A 22,181-nucleotide genomic window follows, 5' to 3' on the forward strand; every position below is an offset into this window, starting at 1 on the left:
CCGCCGCTGTGGCCGCGGTCTTGCCCGCCCCCGCCGCCGCCGCCGACATGGCCGCGGTCGACACTCTGATCCGCACCCGCCTGGCGTCGGACGTGGTCCTGATCAACCAGATCGCCGAGCACATCGTCTCCGCGGGCGGCAAGCGCCTGCGGCCGATGCTGGTGGTCCTGGCCGGCCAGGCCACCGCCGCGGCCGGCACCGGTGCCGACCACCACCAGCTGGCGGCGATCATCGAGTTCATCCACACCTCGACCCTGCTCCACGACGATGTGGTCGACGAGTCGGACCTGCGCCGCGGCCGCAGCACCGCCAACGCGATCTGGGGCAACGCGGCCAGCGTGCTGGTCGGCGACTTCCTGTATTCGCGCAGCTTCCAGCTGATGGTCGAACTGGACCGGATGGAGGTGATGCAGGTGCTGGCCGACACCACCAACCGGATCGCGGAAGGCGAGGTGCTGCAGTTGCTGCACGTGCGCAACCCGGACACGGACGAGGCCGCGTACCTGCGGGTGATCGAGCGCAAGACCGCGGTGCTGTTCGCCGCCGGCACGCGGCTGGGGGCACTGGCCTCCGGCGCCGACGCCGCCACCCAGCAGGCGCTGTACGACTACGGCATGGCCCTGGGCTACGCCTTCCAGATCGCCGACGACGTGCTCGACTACACCGCCGACGCCGCCGACATGGGCAAGAACCTGGGTGACGATCTGGCCGAGGGCAAGGCCACGCTGCCGCTGATCCACGCCATCGCGCACTCGGACGAGGCCACGCGGCAGCGGCTGCGCGCGATCGTGCAGGAAGGCGACGACGCGGCCATGCCGGAAGTGCTGGCCGCGATCCACGCCACCGGTGGCCTGGAATACAGCCGCCGCCGGGCGATGGACTACGCCGCCGCCGCCGAGGCGGCGCTGGCGGGCCTGCCGGAAAGCGAAGCACTGGCCGCGCTGCGTGGGCTCGCCAGCTATGCGGTGGATCGGTCGCACTGAGCGGGGTTTGCGACCGGAAAGCGTGGGCTTCGGAGGGGGCCGTCGTGCCAAGAGGGTATGACCCACCCTTCGGGACGACATCCTGTCTTTACTCAGGGCCGTGGCACATCCATGTGCCACTTGGGTCATACCCTCTTGGCACGACGTCCTTCGGTGCTTCACGGTCATGGCTCCGACCACAGGCAGAGCACGTGCCGCCGCTCACTGTAGGAGCCCACTTCAGGGGGCGACCCGAAAGCGCCCGATCACAGCCGCGCTCAACGCGATCGCGCCGGATGTGCCGCGTTGAACACGGCACCTTGCAGCGGCACCGGGTCGCCCCCTGAAGTGGGCTCCTACAGGATGCCCAGGCCGGGGATGGTGCTGATCGCGTCGGGATCGAAGCCGGCGAGCGCGGCGAAGTGGCGGCCGCGTTCGGTGTAGTCGCGGTAGGCGCCGAAACTGGGGGCGCCAGGCGAAAGCAGTACCACGCCATCGTCGCCCAGCAGGCGCCGCGCACGCGCGACTGCATCGGCCAGGTCCACGGCGGCTTCCAGCGCGAAACAACCCTCGGCCGCCAGCGGCTCCAGCAGCGCATGGATGCGCGGCCCGTTGCCACCCATCGTCAGCACCGCGGCCGGCGCTTCGCCGCGCATCCTGGCGGCGAAATCGCTCCAGCCCAGGCCGCGGTCATGCCCGCCGAGCAGGATCGCCACGCGCTGGCCGCGATGGCAGTCGAGCGCGGCCAGGCTGGCGTGCGGGGTGGTGCTGATCGAATCGTTGATCCAGGCGATGCCGTCGCGCTCGCCCAGCCACTGCAGGCGGTGCGGCAGCGGGCGGAAATCCAGCGCGGCCGGCGCCAGCGGTGCGGCGTCCACGCCCAGCGCTTCGATCGCGGCCAGCACGGCGCACAGGTTGCCGCGGTTGTGGCGGCCGGGCAGTGGCACGGCCGCGGTGTCGAAAACGAAGGCGTCGCCGCGGTACAGGGCATCGCCACGCAGATGCCAGCCGTCTTCGCGGTTGAACCAAGTGATGCGGCTGTCGGGCAGCTCCAGCGCGGCCAGGCGCGGATCGGCGGCGTTGAGCACGGCGGTGCGCGGTTTCGCCGCGGTCACCAGCGCCAGCTTGTCGTCGATGTAACGCTGCTCGCTGCCGTGCCAGTCCAGGTGTTCGGGGAACAGGTTGAGCACCACCGCTACTTCCGGGCGCACGCCGCTGGCGGCGACGTCACCGGTCTGGTAGCTGGACAGTTCGATCGCCCAGAACTCGGGTGCCTGTCCATCCGCAGCGGCCTCGGGCACTTCCAGCAGCGGCAGGCCGATGTTGCCGGCCAGCGCGGTGCGGTGGCCGCCGGCGCGCAGCAGGTGCGCCAGCAGCGAGGTGGTGGTGCTCTTGCCCTTGGTGCCGGTGACGCAGACGGTGCGCGCGCCCGGATGCGCGGCGAACCACAGCGCGGTGCCGCCGATGAAGCGGGTACCGCGCGCGGCCGCGGCCAGCGCTTCGGGCCGGTACGGACTGATCCCCGGCGACTTCACCACCACGTCGAAGGCCGACAGGGCCTCGGCATCGGCCAGGGTGCGCGTGGCCAGCAGGCCGTCGCCCAGCGCCGCGGCCTCGGCGGCCTCGGCCTCGTTGCAGAACAGGGTCAGCGGCAACGCCGGCGCCTGCGCGCGGATCGCGCGCCAGGCAGCGCGGCCCTCGCGGCCCCAGCCCCACAGCGCGACGCGCCGTCCCTCAAGCTGCGAAATTCGCACGCACCCGCTCCCATACGGCGGCCGGCACGCGGTGTTCGCCTTCGATCTCCAGCAACGGCTCGAGCGCGAGCCCGGCCGGGTCCAGCTGCGGCCGGATCTCGCGCGCGAAGCGCACCACCAGCGCGTCCTCGCGCCATTCCGCGCGCGCGGCCAGCGCCGCCATCGCCGCGCGCGACTCGCGGCCTTCGCCCACGCATTCGAACGGCTTGTGGTCCTGGTACTCGAGCAGCGCGTCGAAGCCGGGCGCCTGGCCGTCGTCGTCGAGCAGGTTGCGGCCGAAGATCCGCACCAGGCGGGTCTTGGGCATGAACGGTGCCAGCGCCAGGAACACGAAGTGGCACTTCGGGCACAGCCCGCACCAGCGCTGCGCCGGCTTCTCGCCGAGGATGTGGAAGTTGCGGTTGCAACTGGAGAAGTGCGCGTCGTAATGGTCGTTCTTCGCGAACTGCCGGGCCACCGCCAGCTCCGACAGCGGCCGCAGCAGCGAGTAGTAGTGCAGGTCGGCGGCCACGCTGCGCCCGACGTATTCGCCGAAGGCGTGCTCGAACGCCCAGCCCTTGGACCACTGGTGGTTCACTTCGCTGGTCACCGTGCCGTCGGCCGAGACGATCAGGCTGCCGTAGCTGGCCGAACGCTCGTTGGAGAACACCACCTGGCCGGCGCCGGTGAGCAGTGCGGCCAGCACCAGGATCGCCGAGTTCACCGCGGTCACCGGGATGTGGCCGTTGTAGGCACCCTGGCGGTTGATCTCGAACAGCCCCGGCGCCCGCGCGCGGCCGATGTTGAGCGTGGCCAGGCCGGTGCGCTCGGCGCAGGTGCGGATCAGCTGCGAACCGCCGATCCAGGCCACGGTCTGCTCCACTCCGGCGGCGCGCAGCGCCTCGATGCTGACCAGCGAATCCTTGCCGCCACCGATCGCCACCAGCGCGCGCGGCTCCAGCCCCAGCGCCGGTGCGGCGCCCGCCTCCACCGCGCCGGCACCCACCGGGAAGCGGATCCGCCCATGCAGGTCCAGCCCGTTGCGGTAGGCGAACTCGCCCAGCCCGTTGAGATAGACCTGCTCCAGCAGCGCGGCGGTCGCGGCATCGATGGCGTAGCCCTCGATCCGGATTTCACCCGGCACCGCGGCCTTGTAATAGCTGACCCCGGCGACCAGGTGCAGCAGGCGCAGCGCGCGCTCCACTGCCTCCGCGCGCGCGCCGTCGAGCACGAAAGGCGCACCGGGCACGGTGATGGTCTCCACCATCTCCGGGCCGTCGTCGAAGGCGTACACCAGTTCGGCGACGCCGCTGGCGGCATGGAAGCCGCAACGCACGAAGCGGAAGGCGCCGATGGCGTCGCGGTTGAAGGAAGTACTCATGCGATATCCGTGGTGGCGCCGGCCAGCCGGCGCAGGTAGCGGCGGCACAGCACGACGGCGAGGGCGAATGCCGGCAGGGTGCCGACCAGCACCGCCGCGAGCGCGGTGCCGAAGACGATGGAGGGCACCCAGGGCAGCAGCTCGCGCAGCGGCATGCCGCCGCTGGCGAAACCCTGGTCGAACAGTCCGGTGACGAGCACCCACAGGACGACGGCCGGCGGGTAAAGCAGCAGCGACAGCAAGGTCGCGCGCGCGGCCATACCCGGTGCGCGCCAGTGCCGGCCCGCCAGCGCCGCGCGCCGCTGCCGCATGCTGGCCAGCCAGGCCGCGCCGGCCGCGGCCAGGGTGGCGGACGGACTCCAGGTCGCGCCCAGGCGCAACGCTTCGGCCAGGGTCTGGTTGAACACCAGCGCCGAAGCGGCGACATAGCCGAGCGTGGCCACCACCGTGCCCGCAAGCGCCGCCAACAGCACGAACTCAGTCCGCGGCGCCATCGATCACGTCCTCGTCCGGCAGCGCGCGCAGGTTGTAGGTGTTGGCCATCGCGTGGCCGTAGGCGCCGGTATCGGCGACCAGCATCACCTCGCCCGGCGCGGTCGCGGCGGGCAGGCGCCGGTGGCGGCCGAACACGGCGCTGGATTCGCAGATCGGGCCGACCACGTCGAACACGCCGTCCTCCACCTCGCCCAGCCGCTGCAGGTTGGCGATGTCGTGCCAGGCGTCGTACAGCGCCGGCCGCACCAGGGTGTGCATGCCCGCGTCCAGGCCGACTCGGCGCACGCCGTCCTTCTCGATCACCTGGGTGCAGCGGGCCAGCAGCACGCCGGACTCCGCGACCAGGAAGCGGCCCGGCTCGATCGCCAGTTCGAACGCCGGATGCACCGCGCGCACCTCGGCCAAGCCGGCGGCCCAGGCATCCAGGTCGAACGGTTCGTCGTCGGCGCTGTACGGGATCGGCAAACCACCGCCGATGTCGAGCGTGGACACCGTGCCGATGCGGCGGGCGAAGCCGGCCAGTTCGTCGCACATCTGCCGCCAGTGGCCCATGGTCTCCACGCCGCTGCCCAGGTGCGCGTGCAGGCCGGTGACGACCACGCCCAGCACCCGCGCCTCGTCGATGAACTCGTCCACCCGCTGCGCCGACAGGCCGAACTTGGAATCCTTGCCGCCGGTGTTGACCTTCTGGTGGTGGCCGTCGCCATGGCCCAGGTCGATCCGCAGCCACAGCCGGCGGCCGCGGAACACGTCCGGCCAGCGGCGCAGCGCCTCGACGTTGTCCACGGTGACGGTCACGCCCAGCGCGAACGCCTGCTCGTACTCGTGCACCGGGGCGAAGCTGGGGGTGAACAGGACCCGCGCCGGATCCAGCTGCGGCAGCGTGGCGAACACGTGGCGCAGCTCGCCCAGCGACACGCATTCCAGGCCGAAACCCTCCTCCACCAGCGTGTGCAGGATCGCCGGGTGCGGGTTGGCCTTGATCGCGTAGTAGCGGCGGTCCACCGCGGTCACCGCCTTCAGTGCGCGGGCGCGGGCGCGCACCGTGGGCAGGTGGTAGACGTAGCGCGGCGTGCCGGACGCGGCCAGCGCCAGCAACCGGCTGCGCTCGCCGTGCCACCACGGCACCGGCCGCGGCCGCACCGCGCCGTTGAGTTCGCGCCAGCGCGGGCCGAACACGTCCTTCTCCAGCACCGGCATCGCGCCGCTGTCGATCAGCGCCGCGTGCAGGTCCGGCAGCAGGCCGTCGGCGTCGGCTTCGTCGATGACGAAGGTCAGGTTCAGGTCGTTGGACGACTGCGAGATCATGTGCACGCGTTCGTGGCCGAAGTTCGAAAACACCTCGGACAGCCGGTGCAGCAGCGAGCGCATGCCGCGGCCGACCAGGGTGATCGCCGCGCAGGGCACGATCACCTTGACCCGGCCGATCTTCTCCAGGTCCTGGGCCAGCGCGGAAAGCACGTTCTCGCTGAGCAGGTTCTCGCTCGGATCCAGCGACACGGTGACGTTTGTCTGCGAGGTGCCGATCATGTCCACCGACAGCCCGTGCTTGCGGAACAGCGCGAACACCTCGGCCAGGTAGCCGACCTGCTGCCACATGCCGATGTCCTCCACCGACACCAGCACCACGCCATTGCGGCGGCTGATCGCCTTCACCCCCGGCACCGTCGCCGCGCTGCGGTCGATGGTGGTGCCGGGAAGTTCCGGCCGCTCGGTATCGAGGATGGCCATCGGCACGCCCGAGTCGCGGCACGGCTTGATCGAACGCGGGTGCAGCACCTTGGCGCCGGTGGTGGTGATTTCCTGCGCTTCGGCATAGCCGAGCCGGTTGAGCAGGCGCGCGTCGGGCACCTCGCGCGGGTTGGCGCTGAACATGCCCGGCACGTCGGTCCAGATCTCCACCCGCGAGGCGCCCAGCAGCGCGCCGAAGTACGCGGCCGAAGTATCCGAGCCGCCGCGGCCGAGGACCGCGGTGCCGCCCTGCGTGTGGCGGGCGATGAAGCCCTGGGTGATCAGCAGCCGGGTGGGCTGCGCGGCGAAGCGCGCCCGCCAGGCGTCGTCGGACTGCCACTGGCAGTTCACCGAAAGCCGCCGCGACCAGTCGCTCTGGTTCTGCTGCGGTGGCAGCGCATCGAGCCAGTCGCGTGCGTCCGTCCAGCCCAGGTCCAGGCCCTGCGCGCGCAGGTAGGCGGCGCCGAGGGTGGAGGAAAGCAGTTCGCCCTGGGCGAGCACCTCGGCCTGCCAGTCCAGCGGGCGCGTGGCCGCGCGCGGATCGGCGAGCAGGCCACGCAGTGCGGCCAGGCGTTCGCCCAGCACCGTAGCGGCTCCGGCGTCGCCATCGAGTGCGAGCTCGCCGAGGAAGTCGCGGTGGCGCTGCTCCAGCGCGGTCACCCGCTGCGCACCGTCGGCGGCGCCGTCGGCAATGGCGGTCAGCTCGGTGGTCCCTCCCGACAGCGCCGACACCCCCACCAGCACGCGCCCGCCGGTCTGTTCGGCGCGCTGTTCCGCCAGTTTTCCGATCGTGTCCCAGCGGTGGCGGCGCGACACCGAGGTGCCGCCGAACTTGAGGACGATCCAGCCGCCGGAAGCGGGGTCTTGCGCGGGCGAAGCTGCAGGCATGGAAGTGTCTGGGGGACCACCCGACCACCGGGCATGAACCGCCGATTTTAAGCTGAAGCAGGGCGGCTTTTCCGTGGAACGATCGAGGCCGCGTGCCCGGCGCCGCGAAGGACGTCGTGGAAGGAGAACCCCGGGAATGGCCCGCCCCACCCCGCGGTGATCCGCGCCACCGCGGACTGGTAACCTCGGCCGCCTCCCCCCGACAGGACCGTCGCCATGGCCAGCCGCCCCTTCGTCCAGGTGGACGTGTTCGCCGACCGGCCCGGCGCCGGCAACCCGCTGGCGGTGCTGCCCGATGCCACCGGGCTGGACGAGGCGGCGATGCAGGCCATCGCCCGCTGGACCCGCCTGCCGGAAACCACCTTCGTGTTCCCGCCGACCCGGCCCGGCGCCAGCTACGCGATCCGCATGTTCAGCCCGAAGCAGGAAGTGCCGTTCGCCGGCCATCCCAGCGTGGGCACCGCGCACGTGGTGCTCGAGGCCGGCCTGGCCGAAGCGCGCGACGGCCTGCTGCTGCAGGAGGGCATCGCCGGGGTGCTGCCGCTGCGGGTGGACGCGGATGACGGCGTGCGCCGGATCGCGATCCGCACCCCCCGCGCGCGGCTGCTGGAAACCGCCGACGCGCGCGGCGCGCGCATGGCCGAGGCGCTGGACTGGCTGCCCACCGGCGAACTGCCGCCGGCGCTGATGGATGGCGGCCGCCGCTGGTGGGTCGCCGAGGCCCGCGACGAGGCCAGCCTGCGCAATGCGCGTCCGGACTGGGAAGCGATTGCCGGCCTGGCCCGCGCGACCGCGACCATGGGCGTGCTCGCCTTCGCCCGCTGCGACGGCAGCGACTACCAGGTCGCCGCGCGCGCCTTCGTCGGCGGCCCGGCGGTGTTCGAGGACGCGGCTTCGGGCGCAGCCAACGCGACCCTAGCCGCATGGCTTTCCCTGCGCGACGCCCTGCCCGGCCACGACGGCCGCTACCGCGTCAGCCAGGGCCGCGAAGTCGGCTACGACGCGCGCCTGGACATGCACGTGGACGCCGAAGGCGAAGTCTGGTCCGGCGGCCAGGTGGTCAGCGTGGTCCGCGGCACGATCGACTGGCGCTGACCCAACCAGCCCGCGCCGCTTCCTGTAGGAGCCCACTTCAGGGGGCGACCCGACGCGGCCTGGCGCAACTGCGTTCAACGCGACCGATCCGGAAACCCCGCGTTTACCGCGGGCACCTTCCCACGGCCTCGCGTCGCCCCCTGAAGTGGGCTCCTACAGGCGCAGCCACCACAGGGAGACGATGCCGGCGACCAGCACCAGCGCGCCGAGCCGCCGCAGCGTGGCGTCCGGCTTCAGCAGCAGCTGTTCCATCGTCCGCCGCCACGGTCCCGGCGCGGCGAACAGGAACAGCCCCTCGAGCACCGCGACCAGGCACAGGGCCTGGAGCAGGGCATGCGCCATCAGCGCTCGCTCTTGAAGTACTGCAGGAACGGATCGTCCTTGTCGAGCACGATCACGCCCTGGCCGTCCTCGAACGCGTTGCGGTAGGCCTGCAGGCTGCGGTGGAAGGCGAAGAACGCCTCGTCGCCCTTGGTCGCGTCGGCGAACAGCCGCGCGGCCTGGGCATCGCCCTCGCCGCGCAGGCGCTGCGCGTCGCGCTCGGCCTCGGCCACGATCACCGCCTGGTCGCGGTCGGCCTGCGCACGCACGGTGCGCGCCTGTTCCTCGCCCTCGGCGCGCAGCGCGCTGGCCACCTGCTTGCGCTCGGCGCGCATGCGGTCGTAGACCTGCTTGATCACGTCGCTGTCGGTGGGCAGGTCGATCTGCTTGAGGCGGATGTCGACGATGCGCATGCCCAGGGTCTCGGCGCCCTTGTTGATGCCGTCGAGCTGCTTGGCGATCACTTCGCTGCGGTCGCCCGACACCAGCTGGGTCAGGGTGCGCGAGTTGATCTCGTTGCGCAGCGAGTCCTTGATGATCGGCGCCAGGCGGTCGGCCGCGGCGGTCTCGTCGCCACCGGTGGCACGGTAGAACGCGCGCGCGTCGTTGATGTAGCCGATCGCCACGAAGTCCACGCTGACGTCCTTGCGCTCGGAGGTCAGGTAGCGCTCCGGCGAGAAGTCGATCAGGGCGAAGCGGCTGTCGAAGGTGCGCACGGTCTCCACCAGCGGCACCTTGAAGTGCAGGCCCGGGCCGATGTCGGTGCGGGCCACCCGGCCCAGGTTCAGGACCAGGCCGACCTGGCCCTCGCGGACCACGTAGACCGAGCCGAGCAGGCCCAGCAGGGCGGCGACCGCCAGGGCGATCCAGAGGGAATATTTCATCGGACGGGCTCCTCGCGGCCGCTGCGCTGCGGATCACGGACGCCGCTGCGTGCCGGTTCGGGGGTGCTTTCGATCGCCGGCAGCAGCGCCTCGGCGCCGACCGCGGGCACCGCGGGTGCAGCGGCCGTGCCGCCGGCGGCGGGCATCGGCACGTAGATCAGCTGGCGGCTGTCGGCGCCGACCACCTTGCGGTTGCGCGACAGCACGTCCTGCACGGTCTCCAGCCACAGCCGCTTGCGGGTCACTTCCGGCGCGTTGCGGTATTCGTCGCGGAGCAGGCTGAAGCGGGCCACGTCGCCCTCGGCCTGGGCGATCTTGGCGCCCTTGTAGCCTTCGGCCACGGTGCGCCGGCGCGCCGCCTCGCCGCGCGCTTCGGGCACCACCCGGGCGGCGTAGGCACGCGCTTCGTTGATCAGCTGGTCCTTGATCTGCTGGGCGCTGTTGACCTCGTCGAAGGCCGGCTTGACCTCCTCCGGCGGGCGCGCGTCCTGCAGGTTCAGTTCGGTCACCACCAGGCCGGTGCGGTAGGCGTCGAGCGAGGCCTGCAGCTGCTGCGCGGCGCTGACCGACAGCGGGCCGCGCGCGCCGAGCACGGTGTCCAGGTCGGCGCGGCCGACCTGCTCGCGGACCACGCTCTGCGCCGCCTGTTCGAGCACCCGGTCGGCATCGCGCGAACCGAACAGGTACATGCGCGGGTCGCCGACCCGGTACTGCACGTTCATGGTCACGCTGACGATGTTCTCGTCGCGGGTCAGCACCGGCACGGTGTTGCTGAAGGTCTTGATCTGGGTCGCGTTGACCTTGATCACCCGCTCCACCGGCCACGGCCACTTCAGGTTCGGGCCCGGCTGCATCACCCGCGAGAACTGGCCGAAGCGCAGGACCACGCCGCGCTGCTGCTCGCCGACCAGCTGGAAGCTGCTCAACAGCACCAGCAGGGCCACGCCCAGCAGGATCCAGCGGCCGATGCCGCCGCCATTGCCGCCGAAGACCTCGCGCACCCGGTCGAGCAGGCCATCCAGGCCACCGCCGCCCCTGCCGCCGTCAGGCCGGCGCGGCGGCCACGGGTTCTGCCGCTTGTTGTTGCCGGAGGAGTCGCCGCCGTTGCCGGGGGTGTTCCAGACCATGAAAGCTCCGTATCGATGGGCCCCGGGCGGCGCTGGCGCCGCTGCGGGTCTGGGGCCGATTCTAGCAAGACCCGGCGGTGTACCCGCCGGGCCACAGGTCATGGCGATGCCGCATGCGCCGCCACGCAACCGGCGGCGCTACGCCCCGCCGCCAGCGCGCATCCACTCCTCTTCCTCGCGCGCCGGCAGCAGCGCGCGCAGCGGCTCGCCATCGGCGCGCGCGGCCAGGCGCTCGGCTTCGCCCCGCGGCAGGTCAACCTGCAGCAGCCAGCCATGCTCGTCGGCCTGCTCGGAACGCACCGCCTCCAGCTGGTGCAGGCGCGCGCGCAGGCGCCCGGCCTGCGGCGGCAGGCGCAGCTCGCCAAAGGCGCGCTGCAGGTCCAGCCGCCGCGCCAGCGCGGCCTGCAGCAGCTCCATGCCGCGGCCGTCGCGCGCCGACAGCCAGACCCGCTCGCGGTGGCCCGGATCGTCGGCCTCGCCACCACTGTGGTCGTGGCGCGGCTCGGCGCCCTCGATCCGGTCGATCTTGTTGAACACCAGCAACTGCGGCAGCTCGCCGGCGCCGACCTCGGCCAGGACCGCGTCGACCTGGGCGATGCGGTCGTCGCGGTGCGGGTCGGCGGCGTCGATGACGTGCAGCAGCAGGTCGGCCTCGCGCGCCTCGCTCAGGGTCGAGCGGAACGCGGCGACCAGCTCGTGCGGCAGGTCGCGGACGAAGCCCACGGTGTCTGCCAGTACCACGCTGCCGCCGGGAAAATTCACCCGGCGCACCGTCGGATCCAGGGTCGCGAACAGCTGGTCGGCGGCGTAGGCGTCGGCACCGGTGAGCGCGTTGAACAGGGTCGACTTGCCGGCGTTGGTGTAGCCGACCAGGGCCACCCGCGGCAGTTCGCTGCGCACGCGGGCGCGACGCATCTGGGTGTGCTGCACCTCGACCTTCTCCAGCCGCCGCTGCAGCTGCTCCAGGCGCTTCTGCAGCAGCCGGCGGTCGGTTTCCAGCTGGGTTTCGCCGGGGCCGCGCAGGCCGATCGAACCGCCGCGTTGGCGCTCCAGGTGGGTCCAGCCGCGGACCAGGCGCGTGGCCATGTGCTTCAACTGCGCCAGTTCGACCTGCAGCTTGCCTTCATGGCTGCGCGCGCGCTGGGCGAAGATGTCCAGGATCAATCCGGTGCGGTCGACCACGCGCCGCTGCAGCACCTTCTCCAGGTTGCGCTCCTGGATCGGGCTGAGCGGGTGGTTGACCAGCACCAGGTCGGCGCCGGTGGCGTCGGCGGCGGCCTTCACTTCCTCAAGCTTGCCGCTGCCGATGAGGGTGGCCGGGTTGGGCCGGTCGATGCGCGCGGTGAGCGTGGCGGCGACGCTGGCGCCGGCCGAACGGGCCAGGTCGGCGAATTCCTCCAGCACGTCCTCGGCCACGGCCCCACCGGCGTGGGGCTGGATCAGCAGCGCGTTTTCACCCTTGCGGGAACGTTCGAACAATCGATACTCCGGGAACGGGGAGGCCCGCCGTCACGTGCCGTCATTCGGCCTCGTCGCCCTCTTCCGCGGAATCGCCCGGCTGCTGCACGTAGCCGCCGCCCGGGCCGACCCGGACGTTGCGCGAGGGCACGACCGTGGAAATGGCGTGCTTGTAGACCATCTGGCTCACGGTACTGCGCAGCAGCACCACGAACTGGTCGAAGGACTCGATCGTACCCTGCAGCTTGATTCCGTTCACCAGGTAGACCGACACCGGCACGCGTTCGCGGCGCAGAGCGTTCAGGAACGGGTCCTGCAAAGATTGCCCCTTGGACATAGGTGGATTCCCCTTGTTCTTCTTATGTGGGTCGAGCGCGGCCCTCCCCGGGCCCGTGGGGGATGTTACACAAGCCGGCCGCGGGGAACCGTTCAGATTGGCCGCAGGAAGCGCGAAACCGCGTCGCGGAGTTGACCGCCGTCACGTTCCGGATCGAACCGCAGCGCGTCCAGTTCTCCGCGCAGCCAGGTGAGCTGGCGCTTGGCCAACTGGCGGGTGGCGAAGATGCCGCGGTCGCGGAACTCGCCCGCACCGGTGCGCCCGTCCAGGTGTTCCCAGGCCTGGCGGTAGCCGACCGCGCGCAGCGCCGGCAGGTCCAGCGGCGCGGGATGGTCGCGCAGCCCGGGCAGCGCGCGCAGGCGGCGGACCTCGTCGAGGAAGCCGGTCGCGAGCATGCGGTCGAAGCGCGCGGCGATGCGCGCGTGCAGCGTCGCGCGGTCGGCCGGCGCCAGCACCAGCCTGAGCACGCACAGCGGCAGCCGCGGCGGCGGCGGGTCGCGCTGCCATTCGCTGATCGGACGGCCACTGAGGCGGAATACTTCCAGCGCGCGCTGGATCCGCTGCGCATCGCCGGGACGGATACGCGCGGCGGCGGCGGGATCGACCCCGGCCAGTTCCGCATGCAGCGTCTCCCAGCCGCGCGCATCGGCTTCGGCGGCGATCGCCGCGCGCAGCCCCGGGTCCGCTTCGGGCATCGCCGCCAGGCCGTGCAGCAGCGCGTGGAAATACAGGCCGGTGCCGCCGGCCAGCACCGGCAGGCGCCCGCGCGCGACGATGCCGTCGATCGCCGCGCGCGCGTCGACCGCGAACTCGGCGGCCGAGTACGGCTGCCACGGTTCGCGCAGGTCCAGCAGGTGGTGCGGCACCCCCGCACGTTCGGCGAGGTCCGGCTTGGCCGCGCCGATGTCCAGGCCGCGGTAGACCAGCGCCGAGTCGACGCTGACGATCTCGCCGCCATGGCGCTGCGCCAGTTCGATCGCGAACGCGGTCTTGCCCGAGGCGGTCGGGCCCATCACGGCGATGGCCAGGGGGCGGGGGTCGACGGGCATCGCGGGATTCTAGCCCGGCGTTCTTCGCGCACCGCGCGACGGGTGACTCAGCGCGAATCGAGGTACAGCTTGAGCGCTTCGATTTCCCCGTCGGTCAGGGTGTGGGCGAAGCGGCTGTCCGCGACCCCGGTCATGAGTCCGGACGTCGAGTCGCCGCCGGCGGCGACTTCGCCGGTACGCAGCAGCCGCGCGAATTTCTCCGGCGTGTAGGCCTTGTTGACCAGCACCAGCGACGGCGTCGGATCGTCCCCGCCCCAGCCTTCGAGGGTGTGGCCGTGGCATTCGCTGCAGGAGGTCAGCGCGATGTGCCGGCCCAGCGCCAGCGGCTCGGCCGGTGGCACGGGCGGCGGGCGGTTGCCCGGGTCGGGCCTGTCGTCGTCGTAGGGAAACGTGCCTTGCTCGATCTGCTCCAGGGTCGCCGGCGTCAGCAGGCTCGTGGCCAGGCCCGGGTTGGCCACGGCCGGCACCGCCGATTCCGGTGGAGGCGCCTGGCCGCAGGCCACGAGCAAGAGGCAGGCTGCGATCGGATACAGGCCGCGCATAGGCCCTCTTCCCCGGATGGTTTGCGGAAGGAACGCAGGCCCCGCTCGCCTGCGGCCAGTCAGTGCCCGGGCCGGCCCGAAGATGACACCGGCACAGCATCATTATTGATGTATATTCGAATCATATTTGATTCCCGGGTGTCAGGCCATGCGAACCACCGTCACCATCGACGACAGCGACTATGAGGCCGCCCTGGCCCTGGCCGACCCGTGCATGGACAAGGCCGACCTGTTCCGCGAAGCCATCCGGGTCTTCATCCGCGTGCGTGCGGCCCAGCGCCTGGCCGCACTCGGCGGCAGCGCGCCGCACATGGCCGAGGTGCCGCGCCGCGGCAGCTTGAGCGTGCACGAGGCCCGCCCCGGAGAATGAATGTCCTGGTCGACACCTCGGTCTGGGTGGACCACTTCCGCCATGGCCAGCCCGGACTCGAACGGCTGGTGGCGCTCGATGCCGTGTCGATCCATCCCTGGGTGCTGGCCGAACTGGCCTGCGGCACGCCGCCCGCGCCGCGCCGCCGCACGCTGGGCGACCTCGCCTGCCTGCGCCCGGCCGTACAGGCCAGCCAGGCCGAACTGCTGGACTTCATCGAACGCGAGCATCTCTACGGCCTTGGCTGCGGCATGGTCGACATCGCCCTGCTCGCATCCACCCTGCTCACTCCGGAAGCGCGGTTGTGGACGCTGGACCAGCGCCTGTCTGCACTTGCCAGGCGCTTCGACGTGGCCTACGCGCCTGCAGGATAGAGACCCCGATCGGCACCCTGGAAGCGCGTGCCGCGGACCTGCCCGCGCAGGCGTATAGTCCGCGCGAAACGGGCGGTCCACCTCCCTGTGCGACCGCCGCGGCGAGTGGAGAAACGGCATGCGACTGGCCATCCGGCGTTGCGTTGCGCTTTGCATCCTTGCCCTGGCCGCGCTACCGGCGCTGGCGGGCGTTCCCGGTCCGGCCGCGATCGAGGCCCTGCTCAACAGGACGGCCGACAAGCTGACCAGCGAAGCCCCCGAGGGGAAGGGCTATTCCTACTACACCTACGGCACAAAGGAACTGCGCTATGCAATCGGCGACCTCGACGGCGACGGCAAGCCGGAGATCGCCGCACGCTCGATCTATTTCCTCGGTGTCGGCTCCTACGATCTGGTGGACATCTTTTCCGACCGCGGCAACGGCCACGAGCGGGTCGACTTCATCAACCTCTACAACGTGGACCTGTACGACCAGGTCGAGTCGGTCGAGATCGGCGATGGCCTGCTGACGATCCACACGGTGCAGCAGGACCGCGGCCGGACCCAGCGCAAATCGGGCACGTTCCGCTGGCAGGGGCCGGACAGGATCAGTCCGGCAACCCGGCCGTCTCCCGCGGCGGGGCGTCCGGCGACCACTGCGCCCGCTCCTGCCGCTGCGGCCGTTTCCGCCGACAACGGCCCGGACTGGGAATACAAGCGGATCCGCAACATCGGCATCGCCGGCACGCGCAATCCCGCAGCCGGCATCCAGGCCTTCAACCTGTACTGCGAAGGCGATCTCCCGGCACTGGCGGTGGCCTTCACCACCGCCCAGCCCGATCCGGTGCGCCTGGAACTGCAGGTCGGCGACGTTATCTACCCGTTCGTGCTGGCGCACCAGCCGACGGCCTCCGGTTTCAGGATCGTCAACGTGGCCCGCTCCGCATTCCCGCGGGCCCTGCTCGGCGATCAGCAATCGGCGCAAATCAGGATCCAGGGCGCCGAGCGGGGAACCCTTTCGTTGCGCAACGCCGGCGCCGCCAGCAGGTCCGCCCTGGCCGGCTGCTACCCGTACTGATGCGCGATTGGCCTGGCGCCTGACGCCCGCGCTGCTCAGTCGTCCGGCCAGCGGATCGCCGGCGCCGCATCGCGCCGCGGCGCCGGCACCGCGGCCACCGCTTCCCACACCTTCAGCGCATCGACCGTGGCGGCGACGTCGTGCACGCGCACGATGCGCGCACCGCGCTGCACCGCGAGCAGGTGCGCGGCGACCGAGCCGGCGGCGCGTTCGGCCGCGACCTGGCGCCCGGTCAGCTCGCCGATGCTGCGCTTGCGCGACAGCCCGGCCAGCACCGGCACCCCCAGTTCGGTGAAGCGTTCGAGCCGGGCCAGCAGCTCGACGTTGTGCGCGGTGGTCTTGCCGAAGCCGAAGCCCGGGTCGACCACCAGGTTCTTCTTCGCGATCCCGGCCAGTTCGGCGGCGAAGATCCGCTCGGCGAGGAAGCGGTGCACCTCGGCGACCACGTCGTCGTAGCGCGGGTCGTCCTGCATCGAGCGCGGCTCGCCGAGCATGTGCATCAGCACCACCGGCACGCCGAGCGCGGCGGCCGCTTCCAGCGCACCGTCGGCGCGCAGCGCGCGCACGTCGTTGATCATGCCCGCGCCGGCGGCCACCGCCGCGCGCATCACCTCCGGCTTGCAGGTGTCGACGCTGACCGGCAGCGCGGTCTCGCGCACCAGCCGCTCGATCACCGACACCACCCGGCGCAGCTCTTCCTCCAGCGGTACCTCTTCCGCCCCCGGACGGGTGGATTCGCCGCCCACGTCGAGGATGTCGGCCCCCTCCCCGGCCAGCTTCAGCGCGTGCGCCACCGCTGCATCGGTGGTTGCGTGGGCGCCGCCGTCGGAGAAGGAATCGGGGGTGACATTGACGATGCCCATTACCCGGGCGCGGTCCAGTTTCAGGATCCGGCCGGCGCAGTCCAGGCTGGGGGAGATATCGAACATCGGCGGCATCCCTGGGCAGGTAGCGCGCAAGTCTGGACCGTGGCGCCGCCAGCGACAATCCTGCGCACTCCGGACCCTCGCGCGTCGCCTCCCGTGGAGCGGGGATTGCCCCGCGGCGGTTCAGCGCCCGCCGATCTCCGCGTCGAAGCGGGCCGCGCGGCGGCGCGCATACAGGCCGAAGCCGAACGCGCCGGCGGCCAGCAGCACCGAGATGCCCACCAGCGGCAGCGGCAACCGGCCCAGCGCGTAGAAGATTGCGGTGACCGTGAGCATCATCGAAGCGCCGGCGAAACCGCCCGTGGCGCGGGTGCGCCACGGGTTGTGCACGTAGTAGCTGCGCCGCGGCTCGCGGTCCAGCGGCTCACGGTCCGGCGGCTGCGGCCCGGCCATGCGCGGTTGCGCTCAGCTCTGGGTCGCAGGGCCGCCCACCGGCGGCAGCGGGCGCGGGGCGTCGCCACCCTTGTCGCCGCTCTTGCCGGACTTGCCCCAGCCCATCGGCGGCGGCGGCTCGCGGCCTTCCATGATCGCGTCGATCTGCGGCGCATCGATGGTCTCGTACTGCAGCAGCAGCTGGCTCATCGCGTGCAGCTTGTCGATGTTGTCGGTCAGGATCTGCCGGGTCTTGCCGTAGGCCTTGTCCAGGATCGAACGCACCACCTCGTCGATCCGGCGCGCGGTCTCGTTGGAGACGTTCTTGTGCTGGGTCACCGAGCGACCGAGGAACACCTCGTCCTCTTCCTCGCCGTAAGCAATAGGCCCCATCTCGTCGCTCAGGCCCCACTTGGTGACCATGTTGCGCGCCATCTTGGTCGCGCGCTCGATGTCGTTGGAGGCGCCGGTGGTGACCTTGTCCTCGCCGAAGATCAGCTCCTCGGCCACGCGCCCGCCGTACAGCGAGCACAGCTGCGACTCGATCGCCACGCGGTTCATCGAGTAGCGGTCGCCCTCGGGCAGGTACATGGTCACGCCCAGGGCGCGACCACGCGGAATGATCGTGACCTTGTAGACCGGGTCGTGCTCGGGCACCAGGCGGCCGACGATGGCGTGGCCGGCCTCGTGGTAGGCAGTGAGCGTCTTCTCGTCCTCGCTCATGGCCATCGAGCGGCGCTCGGCACCCATCAGGATCTTGTCGCGGGCGCGGTCGAAGTGGTCCATGCGGACCTCCTTCGCGTTCTCGCGCGCGGCGAACAATGCAGCCTCGTTGGCCAGGTTGGCCAGGTCGGCGCCGGAGAAGCCGGGCGTGCCGCGCGCGATCACCATCGGCTCGACGTCGTCGGCCAGCGGCAACTTGCGCATGTGCACCTTGAGGATCTGCTCGCGGCCCTTCACGTCGGGCAGGCCGACCACGACCTGGCGGTCGAAGCGGCCAGGCCTCAACAAAGCAGGATCGAGCACGTCCGGGCGGTTGGTCGCAGCCACCACGATCACGCCTTCGCCGCCGTCGAAGCCGTCCATCTCCACCAGCAGCTGGTTGAGGGTCTGCTCGCGCTCGTCATGGCCGCCGCCCAGGCCGGCGCCGCGGTGGCGGCCGACCGCGTCGATCTCGTCGATGAAGATGATGCACGGCGCGTGCTTCTTGGCCTGCTCGAACATGTCGCGCACGCGGCTGGCGCCGACGCCGACGAACATCTCGACGAAGTCCGAACCAGAGATCGAGAAGAACGGCACCTTGGCCTCGCCGGCGATCGCCTTGGCGAGCAGGGTCTTGCCGGTGCCCGGCGGGCCGACCATCAGCACGCCGCGCGGGATCTTGCCGCCCAGCCGGGTGAACTTGGACGGATCGCGCAGGAAGTCGACCAGCTCGCCGACTTCTTCCTTGGCCTCGTCGCAGCCGGCGACATCGGCGAAGGTCACCTTCACCTGGTCCTCGCCCTGCAGCTTGGCGCGCGACTTGCCGAACGACATCGCGCCCTTGGCGCCGCCGCCACCGCCCTGCATCTGGCGCATGATGAACAGCCAGAAGCCGATGATCAGCAGCACCGGCAGGAAATTCAGCACGATGCCCCAGAAGCCCGGGCCGGTCTGCGGCTTCTCGCGCACCACGTCCACGTTCTTGGTGTACAGCTGGTCCATCAGCTTGGGGTCGTTCGGGCCGACCACCTGGCCTTCGGTGCCGTCGCTGCGCTTGTAGCGGATCGCGTTGGCGGTGAAGGTGCTCTCGTCGGTGATCGTCACCGAACGGATCTTGCCGGCGTCCACGTCCTGCAGGAAGCGGGTGTAGCTGGGCGTCTCGCCGACCGTGGTGGTGGCGCCGTCGCGCGGCGAGAAACTCTGGAACACGACCATCAGCACGATGGCGACGACCACCCAGAGCAGCAGATTCTTGGTCAAGTCGTTCATCCTCATCGGCTCCGCGGTTCCCTGTGTTCGGCGTTTCGCACTGGCTGTCGGCGTGGTTCGTGGTGTCTGGGTCGGGCTTGCGTGGTCGAGCTTACTTGATCGCCGGGCGTTTTCCCTGCGCCAGGGCATAGACTTCCGGCGAACGCTTGCGCGAGGCCGCCGGCTTGCGGATCGCCACCTTGTCGTAGCGGCGGCGCAGTTCGCGCACGTAGTCGTCGAAACCCACCCCCTGGAACAGCTTGATCAGGAACGCGCCGCCAGGGCGCAGGTGGTTGTCGGCGAACTCCATCGCCAGTTCGGCCAGGTGCATGGCCCGGGCCTGGTCGGCCACGTCCACACCACTCATATTGGGGGCCATGTCCGACAGCACAAGGTCGACGGCCTTGCCGTCCAGCAGCGTCTCCAGCTGCGATAAGACGGCGTCTTCCCTGAAGTCGCCATGAAGGAATTCGACTCCGGCCAGCGGCGGCATCTCGAGGATGTCCAGGGCCAGCACCCGGCCGCCGTCGCCCAGCGCCTGGCGCACGTACTGCGACCAGCCACCGGGCGCGGCGCCCAGGTCGACCACGGCCATGCCCGGCTTGAGCAGGCGGTCGCGCTCGATCAGTTCCTCCAGCTTGTAGGCGGCGCGCGAACGCAGGCCCTCGGCCTGGGCCTTCTTCACGTACGGGTCGGAGAAGTGCTCGCGCAGCCAGCGCTGGCTGCTCTTGCTGCGGGAAGCCATCGGGGGGAACGGGCGCGAAGCCCGCGGCGGTATGGGCCGCCATGATACCCTGAACAGCCCCCAGACCCGCCCGGCTCGCCGATGTCCCAGACCCTGACCGCCGCCCAGAACCGCTTCCTCCGCGGCCAGGCCCATGGCCTCAAGGCGCTGATGCAGGTCGGCGGCAAGGGCGTCACCCCGGCCCTGCTGGCCGAGCTGGACGCGGTGCTGGAACGGCACGAACTGGTGAAGGTGAAGGTCGGCGCCGAGGACCGCGAGGCCCGCGACGCGATGATCGCCGACCTCGCCGGCCAGACCGGCTCGGCCCTGGTGCAGCGGATCGGCCATACCGCCACGCTGTACCGGCCGTCGCGGGAAAATCCCTCGATCATCCTGCCGCGCCCCTGAGCCGGGCGCGCGCACGCAGGCGCCGACCGCGATGCACCTGAGCCACGAACGTCCCGATTACGCCTGGGTGCTGCGCAGCGCCGACGGCCGCCGTGCCCGGGTCAACGATCGCGTGCTGGAGCGCAGCTTCGCCATCGCCCCGGACCGCCTGATGGAGGACTGGCAGGCTCCGGCCACGGCCGCGGGGCTGGAGCCGGCCCATCTGGAGACGCTGCTGGCGCAGTCGCCGGAACTGCTGGTGCTGGGCACCGGCGAGCGCCAGGTGTTCCCGTCGGCGGCGGTGCTGGCCGCGTGCCTGTCGCGCGGCATCGGCATCGAAGTCATGGACAACGCCGCCGCCGCGCGCACCTACCACATCCTCGCCGGCGAAGGCCGCCGCGTGGTGGCCGCGTTCCTGCTCGGCTGACCGCTACCGCTTCGGCAGGTACAGCAGCGGATCGACCGGCTTGCCGTTGTAGCGGGCGAGGCCACGCCGCCTGCGAGCCACCGGCTCGCGCGTGGCCGAGCGCCCGGCGCGCTGCGCCGGGCCGGGGATCCGCCCCGGGGCGCCGGCGCGGGCGCTACCGCTTCGGCAGGTACAGCAGCGGATCGACCGGCTTGCCGTTGTAGCGGATCTCGAAGTGCAGCTTGTCGCGGTCGGTGCCGCTGCGGCCCATTTCCGCGATCTGCTCGCCGGCCTTCACCTTCTGGCCTTCGGCCACCAGGCGCTTGCGGTTGTGGCCGTAGGCCGACAGCCACTGTTCGTTGTGCTTGACGATGATCAGCTCGCCGTAGCCGACCAGGCCGGCGCCCGAATACACCACCACGCCATCGCCCGCGGCCACCACCGGCTGGCCGCTGCTGCCGCCGATGTCGATGCCCTGGCGGGTGTTGTCGCCGTTGACGTAGGTCGCCAGCAGCACGCCCTGCGCCGGCCAGCGCCAGCTGAAACCGCTGCTGGCCGGCGCCGGCGTCGCGGCCGGCGTGGTCGCCGCCGGCTTCGGCGGGGTGACGGTGCGGCCCGGCGTGGTCGTCGCCGTGCCGCGGCTGCCGCCCTGGCCCAGTGCCAGGCGCTGGCCCGGGTAGATCGTGTACGGCGGCTTCAGGCCGTTCCAGCGGGCCATGTCCTCGACCGCCACGTTGTTGCGGCGGGCGATCGAATACAGGGTGTCGCCCTGCTGCACCACCACCGTCGCGCCGGCACGGCCGGTGGACGCCGGCACCTTCGCACCACCGCTGCCGGGCTCGCGCACCACCGTGCTGCTGCACGCGGCCAGCAGCAACACCAGGCCCGCGCCCAGGCAGCTCCGCATCAGTCCGGCTCGGCTCATCGCTCTCATCATTGCTCCGTCGTGGTGGCCCGCATCATCCGCCGAAGTGCTTGAACAGCCCGTGCGCGGCCATGCCACCGCCGCCGATCAGGATAGCGAAGTAGACCATCGTGCCGATGTTGGCCAGGTGCCCGAGCAAAATCGCGGTGCCATCGCGCTGGATCATGCCGATCGCGTACAGCAGCAGCGCCAGCCCCGGCAGGGTGTTGCTGAAGGGGATGAAGCCGAACGGCGCCATCAGCAGCAGCGCGGCGAGGATGAAGGCCAGGTTGTTGAAGATGTCCTGGGCACGGCCCTCGACCAGGCTGCGCAACCGGTACGGCCGGCTGATCTTCTCCAGCCGCCGCACCCAGTGCAGGCCGCCGGTGAGCGCCGGGCGCAGGCGCGAGGCCGGCAGCGCGCGCACGCGCAGCTTCGCCGGCAGCCACAACGGGCGCCGCAACAGGCGGCTGACGCCGACCAGCAGGATCGCCGCGCCGAACACCGTGCTCACGCCGGGAATCGAGACCGGGATCAGGAAAACCAGGGTCAGCAGGATCGTCAGCAACAGCAGGCCTTCGTCGCCGAACACCTGCAGCAGTTCGCCCAGGCTCAGCTGGTCTTCGGGCAGTTCTTCGATGATCGCCTGCAACTGGTCGCCCAGCGAGCCGGCTTCGTTGATCCTGGAAAGCGTCGTCGCGGTCATGG

At 71.2% G+C, this 22,181-nt stretch carries 24 protein-coding genes; 7 read left to right on the plus strand and 17 right to left on the minus strand.

Features of this window, described 5'->3' with window-relative positions; genetic code table 11:
• Positions 1-47: 47 nt before the first annotated feature.
• Positions 48-983, plus strand: coding sequence for a polyprenyl synthetase family protein (locus CSC64_RS11295; protein WP_425501716.1), 936 nt, complete (start codon positions 48-50; stop codon positions 981-983).
• A 335-nt stretch (positions 984-1,318) separates the two neighbouring features.
• Here CSC64_RS11295 and murD read toward each other — a convergent pair whose 3' ends face one another.
• Genes murD through CSC64_RS11315 form a run of 4 tightly spaced genes read right to left on the minus strand, consistent with a single transcriptional unit; the run spans position 1,319 to position 7,190 of the window.
• Positions 1,319-2,716 carry a UDP-N-acetylmuramoyl-L-alanine--D-glutamate ligase gene (gene murD / locus CSC64_RS11300; protein WP_162435426.1) on the minus strand — a complete coding sequence of 466 codons (1,398 nt, stop codon included), beginning with the start codon at positions 2,714-2,716 and terminating at the stop codon, positions 1,319-1,321.
• Positions 2,697-4,076, minus strand: a complete 1,380-nt coding sequence (gene murL / locus CSC64_RS11305) for a UDP-N-acetyl-alpha-D-muramoyl-L-alanyl-L-glutamate epimerase (RefSeq protein WP_162435427.1) — start codon at positions 4,074-4,076, stop codon at positions 2,697-2,699. The genes murD and murL overlap by 20 nt, the downstream gene beginning before the upstream one ends.
• Complete coding sequence (locus tag CSC64_RS11310) at positions 4,073-4,570, minus strand: hypothetical protein (protein WP_162435428.1); 498 nt, start codon at positions 4,568-4,570, stop codon at positions 4,073-4,075. The genes murL and CSC64_RS11310 overlap by 4 nt, the downstream gene beginning before the upstream one ends.
• Positions 4,554-7,190 carry a bifunctional aspartate kinase/diaminopimelate decarboxylase gene (locus tag CSC64_RS11315; RefSeq protein WP_162435429.1) on the minus strand — a complete coding sequence of 879 codons (2,637 nt, stop codon included), beginning with the start codon at positions 7,188-7,190 and terminating at the stop codon, positions 4,554-4,556. The genes CSC64_RS11310 and CSC64_RS11315 overlap by 17 nt, the downstream gene beginning before the upstream one ends.
• 216 nt (positions 7,191-7,406) lie before the next feature.
• Between CSC64_RS11315 and CSC64_RS11320 the strand changes: the two genes are divergently transcribed.
• Positions 7,407-8,285, plus strand: a complete 879-nt coding sequence (locus CSC64_RS11320; RefSeq protein WP_162435430.1) for a PhzF family phenazine biosynthesis protein — start codon at positions 7,407-7,409, stop codon at positions 8,283-8,285.
• Positions 8,286-8,438: 153 nt separating this feature from the next.
• Here CSC64_RS11320 and CSC64_RS11325 read toward each other — a convergent pair whose 3' ends face one another.
• The 7 genes from CSC64_RS11325 to CSC64_RS11355 all read right to left on the minus strand — a co-directional run bounded on the left by CSC64_RS11325 (position 8,439) and on the right by CSC64_RS11355 (position 13,970).
• On the minus strand, positions 8,439-8,627 hold the full coding sequence (locus CSC64_RS11325; RefSeq protein WP_162435431.1) for a DUF2065 domain-containing protein: 189 nt from the start codon (positions 8,625-8,627) through the stop codon (positions 8,439-8,441).
• A complete protein-coding gene (hflC, locus tag CSC64_RS11330; RefSeq protein WP_162435432.1) occupies positions 8,627-9,490 on the minus strand; it encodes a protease modulator HflC in 864 nt (287 codons plus the stop codon). Before hflC ends, CSC64_RS11325 begins: the two co-directional genes overlap by 1 nt.
• Entirely contained in the window at positions 9,487-10,617 is a 1,131-nt protein-coding gene (gene hflK, locus CSC64_RS11335; protein WP_162435433.1) for an FtsH protease activity modulator HflK, read from the minus strand. Before hflK ends, hflC begins: the two co-directional genes overlap by 4 nt.
• 138 nt (positions 10,618-10,755) lie before the next feature.
• Positions 10,756-12,096, minus strand: coding sequence for a ribosome rescue GTPase HflX (gene hflX / locus CSC64_RS11340; protein WP_162435434.1), 1,341 nt, complete (start codon positions 12,094-12,096; stop codon positions 10,756-10,758).
• A 40-nt stretch (positions 12,097-12,136) separates the two neighbouring features.
• Complete coding sequence (hfq, locus tag CSC64_RS11345; RefSeq protein ID WP_162435435.1) at positions 12,137-12,412, minus strand: RNA chaperone Hfq; 276 nt, start codon at positions 12,410-12,412, stop codon at positions 12,137-12,139.
• A gap of 92 nt (positions 12,413-12,504) precedes the next feature.
• Positions 12,505-13,461 (minus strand): tRNA (adenosine(37)-N6)-dimethylallyltransferase MiaA, encoded by a 957-nt coding sequence (gene miaA, locus CSC64_RS11350; RefSeq protein ID WP_162435436.1) that lies wholly within the window; start codon positions 13,459-13,461, stop codon positions 12,505-12,507.
• Between the two features lie 47 nt (positions 13,462-13,508).
• The gene (locus tag CSC64_RS11355; protein WP_162435437.1) at positions 13,509-13,970 is read right to left on the minus strand and encodes a c-type cytochrome; all 462 of its coding nucleotides are present in this window, start codon (positions 13,968-13,970) and stop codon (positions 13,509-13,511) included.
• Between the two features lie 181 nt (positions 13,971-14,151).
• Between CSC64_RS11355 and CSC64_RS11360 the strand changes: the two genes are divergently transcribed.
• From CSC64_RS11360 to CSC64_RS11370, 3 genes are all read left to right on the plus strand, one after another.
• Positions 14,152-14,373, plus strand: a complete 222-nt coding sequence (locus tag CSC64_RS11360) for a type II toxin-antitoxin system VapB family antitoxin (protein ID WP_162435438.1) — start codon at positions 14,152-14,154, stop codon at positions 14,371-14,373.
• Positions 14,370-14,747, plus strand: a complete 378-nt coding sequence (locus CSC64_RS11365; protein WP_162435439.1) for a type II toxin-antitoxin system VapC family toxin — start codon at positions 14,370-14,372, stop codon at positions 14,745-14,747. Before CSC64_RS11360 ends, CSC64_RS11365 begins: the two co-directional genes overlap by 4 nt.
• Before the next feature lie 118 nt (positions 14,748-14,865).
• The gene (locus CSC64_RS11370) at positions 14,866-15,804 is read left to right on the plus strand and encodes a hypothetical protein (protein WP_162435440.1); all 939 of its coding nucleotides are present in this window, start codon (positions 14,866-14,868) and stop codon (positions 15,802-15,804) included.
• Between the two features lie 35 nt (positions 15,805-15,839).
• Here CSC64_RS11370 and folP read toward each other — a convergent pair whose 3' ends face one another.
• The 4 genes from folP to rlmE all read right to left on the minus strand — a co-directional run bounded on the left by folP (position 15,840) and on the right by rlmE (position 19,797).
• A complete protein-coding gene (gene folP / locus CSC64_RS11375; RefSeq protein WP_162435441.1) occupies positions 15,840-16,733 on the minus strand; it encodes a dihydropteroate synthase in 894 nt (297 codons plus the stop codon).
• A 120-nt stretch (positions 16,734-16,853) separates the two neighbouring features.
• On the minus strand, positions 16,854-17,123 hold the full coding sequence (locus CSC64_RS11380) for a hypothetical protein (RefSeq protein ID WP_162435442.1): 270 nt from the start codon (positions 17,121-17,123) through the stop codon (positions 16,854-16,856).
• A 12-nt stretch (positions 17,124-17,135) separates the two neighbouring features.
• A complete protein-coding gene (gene ftsH, locus CSC64_RS11385; RefSeq protein WP_162435443.1) occupies positions 17,136-19,073 on the minus strand; it encodes an ATP-dependent zinc metalloprotease FtsH in 1,938 nt (645 codons plus the stop codon).
• Between the two features lie 91 nt (positions 19,074-19,164).
• The gene (gene rlmE / locus CSC64_RS11390) at positions 19,165-19,797 is read right to left on the minus strand and encodes a 23S rRNA (uridine(2552)-2'-O)-methyltransferase RlmE (protein ID WP_162435444.1); all 633 of its coding nucleotides are present in this window, start codon (positions 19,795-19,797) and stop codon (positions 19,165-19,167) included.
• An 81-nt stretch (positions 19,798-19,878) separates the two neighbouring features.
• Between rlmE and yhbY the strand changes: the two genes are divergently transcribed.
• Together yhbY and CSC64_RS11400 are read left to right on the plus strand one after the other, a co-directional pair.
• Entirely contained in the window at positions 19,879-20,184 is a 306-nt protein-coding gene (gene yhbY / locus CSC64_RS11395) for a ribosome assembly RNA-binding protein YhbY (protein ID WP_162435445.1), read from the plus strand.
• 31 nt (positions 20,185-20,215) lie between these two features.
• Positions 20,216-20,590, plus strand: a complete 375-nt coding sequence (locus CSC64_RS11400; protein ID WP_162435446.1) for an Mth938-like domain-containing protein — start codon at positions 20,216-20,218, stop codon at positions 20,588-20,590.
• Between the two features lie 154 nt (positions 20,591-20,744).
• On the opposite strand, the gene CSC64_RS11405 is transcribed toward CSC64_RS11400, so the two are convergent.
• Positions 20,745-21,494: a peptidoglycan DD-metalloendopeptidase family protein gene (locus tag CSC64_RS11405; protein WP_238390023.1), complete on the minus strand. Its 750-nt coding sequence runs from the start codon at positions 21,492-21,494 to the stop codon at positions 20,745-20,747.
• Positions 21,495-21,528: 34 nt separating this feature from the next.
• Positions 21,529-22,179, minus strand: coding sequence for an exopolysaccharide biosynthesis protein (locus CSC64_RS11410; protein ID WP_162435448.1), 651 nt, complete (start codon positions 22,177-22,179; stop codon positions 21,529-21,531).
• Between the last annotated feature and the right edge of the window lie 2 nt (positions 22,180-22,181).

Source organism: Pseudoxanthomonas koreensis, from assembly GCF_010093225.1.
In the GTDB taxonomy this organism is placed as follows: Bacteria; Pseudomonadota; Gammaproteobacteria; order Xanthomonadales; family Xanthomonadaceae; genus Pseudoxanthomonas; species Pseudoxanthomonas koreensis.